This is a genomic window from Bacillus daqingensis (assembly GCF_042654445.1).
GTDB lineage: Bacteria > Bacillota > Bacilli > Bacillales > Salisediminibacteriaceae > Alkalicoccus > Alkalicoccus luteus.
This window is the reverse complement of sequence record NZ_JBHSGK010000011.1, coordinates 278,155-284,154: the sequence shown is the minus strand read 5'-3', so window position 1 is coordinate 284,154 and position 6,000 is coordinate 278,155. Positions and strand designations below refer to the sequence as shown.

Below are 6,000 nucleotides of genomic sequence, written 5' to 3'. Positions count from 1 at the left end.
TCTTCTTGTCTTTTGTTTAGTTTTCAAAGGGCCGTGTTGCTCGGCGTCGCTCGTTTTGGCGACTTTTTAATCATAGCATTTATGATGTTTCGTCGTCAATAACTTTTTTGGAAGAAAAGCGCTTTGTTTACTGCGGCTTCTCTCAAGCGACATTTAATAATATATCACGATAATAAATGGTTCGCAATAGATTATTTCATTTTTTGTATCTCTTTTTTACAAAGAAAAAAGCGCGTCTCGTTGACGGCCTTTCATATTTTAATTGCTGCCTGAAGGAAAGTCAATCACCATTCAAAATAAATTCACTTCTGATTCGTGTTTATCATTACTACTGTTTACTTAACAATTTGCCGTCCGATCAATACACCTTTCAGTAGAGGATAAATGCTTTGTATTCATGATGCTCCGTGATTTCTTTACTCGACTGCTCCTCACCTCTTTTTAAATCTCCTTGTTCTAGTAGCTTCGATAATCGCCAGCGAGGTCCGCTTTACATCTTTATAAATTAGAAATAAAGAAAGAATTGACAAAACTGTGCTTTCATTTTACGATTTTGTTAACCTTACATAGTTAAACTGGTTAACAAATCGAAATGAAGGAGTGTTTACATTGAAACATTATTCAAAAGCACGAGCGATCACTTTTGCTGCTATGTTCATTGCGCTGATGGCAATTGGAGCCAATATGGCAGCTGTCGTAACAATCGGAGCTGTCCCGCTCACATTTCAAACCGTTGTGGCTGTCCTTGCCGGTCTCATTCTGGGCAAAAGGCTTGGAACATTCGCCATGCTCGGTTACATCCTGCTTGGTGCAGCAGGCGCACCGGTGTTCGCCGGCTTCTCGAGCGGCATGGCTGCGCTCGCCTCTCCTACGTTCGGCTTTATCTTATCCTTCCCGGTTATCGCCTTTGTAACAGGAATGATCTCAGAACGTTCGGCTTCTAGCACGAAGGCAGTCTACTTCACGGCAGGCTTAGCCGGGCTCGCAGCAAACTACGGCATTGGAGTACCATACGTTTACCTGCACTCCACCATTATTCTTGGCGTTCCGGATCTTGCATTTTGGGCGGTTGCTGCCGGGATGACTCCTTTCTTTATAAAGGATTTCATTCTTGTCTTTTTCACAGCGGCGCTTGCCTTGAAGCTGAAGCCTCATCATTCTTCGAGACCCGCTCTGCGGAAAGCAGCTTAATTGAAAAAAAACTCGCAGTCCGTTGAGGGACTGCGAGTTTTTTTGTTATTCGTCTTCGTTATCTTCCGCATCTGCGTTGTCTGCTTCATTATCGCCGTCCGTTTCCGTCGGATCTTCGCCGGACATTTCAGCGATCTCTTCTTCAAGCATGTCGAGGATCATTTCCCCTTCTTCGCCGCCTTCTTCATCTCGATAGATGTCACGAACCGGGATCGCGAGTTCACGGAATGCATCACGCTCATCTTCAGAGAGTTCGTAAATTTCCGTCGGGTTTTCTTCATCGTCTTCGATCTGAGCAAGGAACTCTTCGTTCTGCTCTTCCTGAATATCAAAGCCGCGCTGACGCATTTCTTCTACTGCTTCATCAATAACCCCGCGAGTAGCATCATCCAGACCGTTGTAGAAATCCGGGTTTACCGTAGTCATCGTGACGTACATGTTGTGGTTGGATATCGTCATATGATCCTGAACCTCGTTAAAGTTTGCATCCGCGATAAAGAAGATCGGGTTCTCCTGTCCATCTACTGCTCCCTGCTGGAGACCTGTATACAATTCACCCCAGCTCATTGCAGTCGGGCTTGCTCCGTACGCGCGGTAAGATTCCAGAATGAGTGGGGATTCCTGCGTGCGCATCTGGAAGCCCTGGAAATCATCCGGTGTACGCAGCTCTGAATTACCCGTCCACTGCATCGCACCCTCCGTCCAGAACGACAGCGGCATAATACCCTGCTCTTCGTAACGGGCTGCAAGGTGATCATTGATCGCTTCTGATTCGTTCAGGATGTCCTGATTCACTTCCTGGTCGTCGGTAAAGAGAAATTGCAGAGCGAAAATATTTCCTTCCGGTACAAGTGTTCCAGTAAAGCCTGGAGAGATAATCGCAAATTCAACAATACCGTCTGTCAGCTGTTCAACCTGATCGACCTCACTTCCGAGTGCACCAAATTCATACACGTCAATTTCCAGCGCGCCATCTGATTTTTCACTGACAAGTTCTGCAAATTCTTCTGCATAGACGTACTGCACTTGTCCTTGTGTTTCTTCTACAACAAAACGCCACTGCTGCGGCTCAACGTCAGCTGCTTCCCCATCTGCTGCTTCTTCGTTTCCGCCGGCATTATTGTCTGCGCCGTCATTGCCCTCGTTTCCATTACCTTCGTCATTGCCGCCGCAGGCAGCAAGCACGAGACTAAGCGACAGAGCACCTGTAATCAGTCCAGTCTTTTTCATCATAAAGTAATACCCCCAAATAAAATGTAATTAATATTTTAAAAATACTTCCTGCTCTTCCTGCTGATTAAAAGATATTCAGCAGGAAGAGAGAAATATCTTCAAACAGTATAACGAGCACCGAAACAATCAGCAGCATGATAATGTAAGGCGGCGTCCCCCTGATAACGTCCAAATAGGACTTGTTGAACACCGCACTGGCGGTGAAGATATCCACCCCGAACGGCGGCGTTGCCGAACCCAGTGCTGCCTGGAAAACGATGACGACACCGAGATGAATCGGATCGACTCCTGCAGCTGTTGCTATTGGCGCAAAAATTGGTGTCAAAATGAGAATGACGACGATCGGATCGACAAACATACACCCGATAAAGAAAAAGATTGCAACGATAATCAGCACGTTGAGTGCAGTCGGATCCGCCGGCAGAACGGCGTCTGTCAGCATCCCCGGAATACGGGCAAACGAGATGACCCACGAGAACGCCTGGCCTCCTGCAACGAGTACGAAAACGGCTGCTGTTACGATTCCCGATGACAATGCAATATTCGGTATTTCTGTTAATTTAATCGAGCGGAAAATGAATACTTCCAGAATCAGCGCATACAGCACGGAAATTCCGGCGGCCTCAGTCGGCGTAAACTGACCTGTATAAATACCGCCGATAATAATGATCGGAAACCCAAGAGGCAGAAGTGCTTTTAGGGTCACGTCCCCTCTATCTTTCCAAGGCAGTTTTGGCGCAAGCGGTATGTTAAGAATCTTCGCGTAAATATAAGAGTAAACAGCGAAAAAGATAAAAATAAGTACACCAGGGCCGATACCTGCGATAAACAAGTCTCCAACTGAAGCGTCTGCTACAAGCGCATAGATAATCATTCCGATACTCGGCGGAATAAGCAGTGCGACGTCGCTGGAGTTAATAATCAAAGCGATTGCGCTTGAATCCTTATAACCTACTTTTAACAATCGTTCACGCATTGGCTTACCAATTGCTACAACGGTAGCCTGCGTGGAACCTGAAATAGAACCAAACATTGTACAAGCTGCAGCCGTGGTAATCGCATACCCGCCGCGAAGATGTCCGACGAAGGCGCCAACGAAGTCCAGAAGCTTCTGGGAGGTGCGCCCCGACGTCATGATGTCGGCCGCGAAGATAAACAGCGGGACGGCAATCAGTACATAGGAAGATATCCCTTCCACCATCTGCTGGATCATAATGGTCGGCTCAAGCCCATCCATGAAAAAGAGGATGATGATGAGCGGTCCTGCAATGAGCGGTATCATCATTGGAAAGCCCAGCAGGAGCAGAAGCACCATGACCCCTAATAATGTCCAAAGCATAGCATGTTCCTCTCTGCCTCTATGCGGCTTTACTGTTCACTATAGTCTTTTTTGTCCTGAGCAAGATAAATTTCTTTGTTAACGAGATTGATCCACATATTCCGTAAAAACTGAATTCCTCCGAGGAAGCACCCGATTGGAATAGCGACTACCATCAGCCAGAAAGGAAATCCGATTGCTGCAGTCGTTCTCCCGCTGACGTAAATACCGTGCGTGTACAGTACCGCGTAGTAGCCGACAGCAAACAGAACAATTGCGGTGACAAACGGAATAATGATCGCCAGTGTTTTTTTCACTTTCCGAGGTGAAAGGTCGAAAAACGCTGACATACTGATGTGCCGTCCCTTACGAGCTGCATAGCTGATCCCGATAAAGCTTGCCACGATAACAGACAATCTGCTGAGCTCAGCCGCAAAAAACCAGCTGTCTCCTGTGATCATCCGGTAAATAACATTTCCGAATGTCAGGACGGAGATTGCGATAATTGACCACTTCAAAATGAACAGTTCAACCGAATGGAGCGCAGAGTCCAGAAAGAGCAAGACCTTCCGCACGATACCCCACACCGCGATAAGTGCAGCCCCGAGCCATTGCATACCCTTTTTCAAATGCCCATCCCCCCTTCTATTGTTCATGATAGTATTTCGCTTTCATGCTTTATATATCCTTCTAAAAAGAAGAAAGGAAACAAGTTTGATGTTGTTTCCTTTTCACTCACGGTACCTATATAGTATGTAGAGCATGCTCAAAAGTACCGTCAGTACTCCTATTAAATAGGATAATACAAGGCACGCCACACCTCAAAAACGGTATGCCCTCTTTTTCAGCCAAAATACCTGCTCAGAACGACTTACGATGGGACATCTGTCCACAACGCAATATTCAGGCACATGCCGCCTTGATTGCCAAATTCCCGATCTGACATTTTTTTAAACATTTGTTCCGCAATCTTCGTTTTTTATCCAACAGAAGAAAGCCCCGTTTTTGCACGGGACCCTTGTGGTATACTAAACTGTACAAAGTCCAACGATGCTGAAACGGAGAAAGGACGATCCGACCGATGGAGTTTTTTGCAAATATCCCGCTGTTAATTGCATTATTTACAATCGGGTTTGCCCAGTTTATTAAAGTACCTCTGCAGTACATTGCGACACGAAAAGTCGAGTGGGAGCTCTTAACGAGCACCGGCGGCATGCCGAGTTCTCACTCCGGAGCTGTAACAGCCCTGGCTACGGCACTTGCGATTGAATACGGGTTCGACTCGCCTTACTTTGCTATCTCAGCGATCTTTGGGATTATCGTAATGTTTGATGCGACAGGCATCCGCCGGCATGCCGGCTATCAGGCTACTGTCGTGAATCAGCTCGTAACCGATTTTAATAAGTTTAGCGAGGAAATGAAGCATTGGCCGGATAAACAGGCTGAAGAAAAGCGCAACGAATTAAAAGAGCTTCTCGGGCATCAGCCGATTGAAGTATTCTTTGGCGGCCTGCTGGGTGTCGTTATTGCGATTACATTTTATATGTTATTTCCCGTTTAAAGGGGCTCGAACAAAAAAACGGACCGGCATTCCGCCTGGTCCGTTTTCGACGTTCTAAAACATTTGATAGCCTCTTACACGCAGCATACGGATCGCAATGCCGGCTAAGATAGCTCCGATCATGCCTGCAGACAGGATGACGATGTCGGAGATCGCAAGAGATGCCAGACTGCTGCCGACGTTTGAAAAGGTGTTAACCGGTGACGTGAATACGCTGAAGAAGCCGATATCCGTAACGAGAAAGATGATGACGAGCGGGTAGAGCACAGCCATCACCCACGTGGAGCGGAGCAGCATATTCAAAATAAAGCCGATGCCAAAAAATAAAACAAAGTAGAGCAGAACAGCAATAATGAGCTGTGGAATGGATAGCACGGTGATGTTCCCCTTTCTTTCAGTCAAAATCAGTGTACTGAATAGAAAGCGAAACGTCAATCACTTGCTATTTATTGAGGTCTTCCGGACCCCCCGCAAGCCGGGCATGTTTCCGTGCCACCGAGTAAAAGCTGATGATACCCTTTCCCTGAACAATACGGACACTGTGTTCTTTTCGTATGCTTACGCTGATACATGCTTTATCTCTCCCTTTATAATTATCTGATATTTCTGATAATATATCAGATTATCTGACAAAGGCAAAACTTCTTTATCGCTTAAAAGCGTTCATGTAAGCGTCATCATGACGTGTTTCCTGCTA

The 6,000-nt window shown here is 46.3% G+C and carries 7 protein-coding genes; 2 read left to right on the top strand and 5 right to left on the bottom strand.

Annotation, left to right across the window (positions count from 1 at the left end):
* Positions 1-609 precede the first annotated feature (609 nt).
* Entirely contained in the window at positions 610-1,191 is a 582-nt protein-coding gene (locus ACFO4L_RS10965; protein WP_377909707.1) for a biotin transporter BioY, read from the top strand.
* A 45-nt stretch (positions 1,192-1,236) separates the two neighbouring features.
* Here ACFO4L_RS10965 and ACFO4L_RS10960 read toward each other — a convergent pair whose 3' ends face one another.
* From ACFO4L_RS10960 to ACFO4L_RS10950, 3 genes are all read right to left on the bottom strand, one after another.
* Entirely contained in the window at positions 1,237-2,424 is a 1,188-nt protein-coding gene (locus ACFO4L_RS10960) for a DctP family TRAP transporter solute-binding subunit (RefSeq protein WP_377909706.1), read from the bottom strand.
* Positions 2,425-2,488: 64 nt separating this feature from the next.
* Positions 2,489-3,763 carry a TRAP transporter large permease gene (locus ACFO4L_RS10955; protein ID WP_377909705.1) on the bottom strand — a complete coding sequence of 425 codons (1,275 nt, stop codon included), beginning with the start codon at positions 3,761-3,763 and terminating at the stop codon, positions 2,489-2,491.
* Between the two features lie 29 nt (positions 3,764-3,792).
* Positions 3,793-4,371, bottom strand: a complete 579-nt coding sequence (locus ACFO4L_RS10950; protein ID WP_377909704.1) for a TRAP transporter small permease — start codon at positions 4,369-4,371, stop codon at positions 3,793-3,795.
* Between the two features lie 452 nt (positions 4,372-4,823).
* Between ACFO4L_RS10950 and ACFO4L_RS10945 the strand changes: the two genes are divergently transcribed.
* The gene (locus tag ACFO4L_RS10945; protein WP_377909703.1) at positions 4,824-5,303 is read left to right on the top strand and encodes a divergent PAP2 family protein; all 480 of its coding nucleotides are present in this window, start codon (positions 4,824-4,826) and stop codon (positions 5,301-5,303) included.
* Positions 5,304-5,357: 54 nt separating this feature from the next.
* On the opposite strand, the gene ACFO4L_RS10940 is transcribed toward ACFO4L_RS10945, so the two are convergent.
* Positions 5,358-5,678, bottom strand: coding sequence for a YuiB family protein (locus ACFO4L_RS10940; protein ID WP_377909702.1), 321 nt, complete (start codon positions 5,676-5,678; stop codon positions 5,358-5,360).
* A 71-nt stretch (positions 5,679-5,749) separates the two neighbouring features.
* The gene (locus ACFO4L_RS10935; protein ID WP_377909701.1) at positions 5,750-5,875 is read right to left on the bottom strand and encodes a YuiA family protein; all 126 of its coding nucleotides are present in this window, start codon (positions 5,873-5,875) and stop codon (positions 5,750-5,752) included.
* Positions 5,876-6,000: the final 125 nt, after the last annotated feature.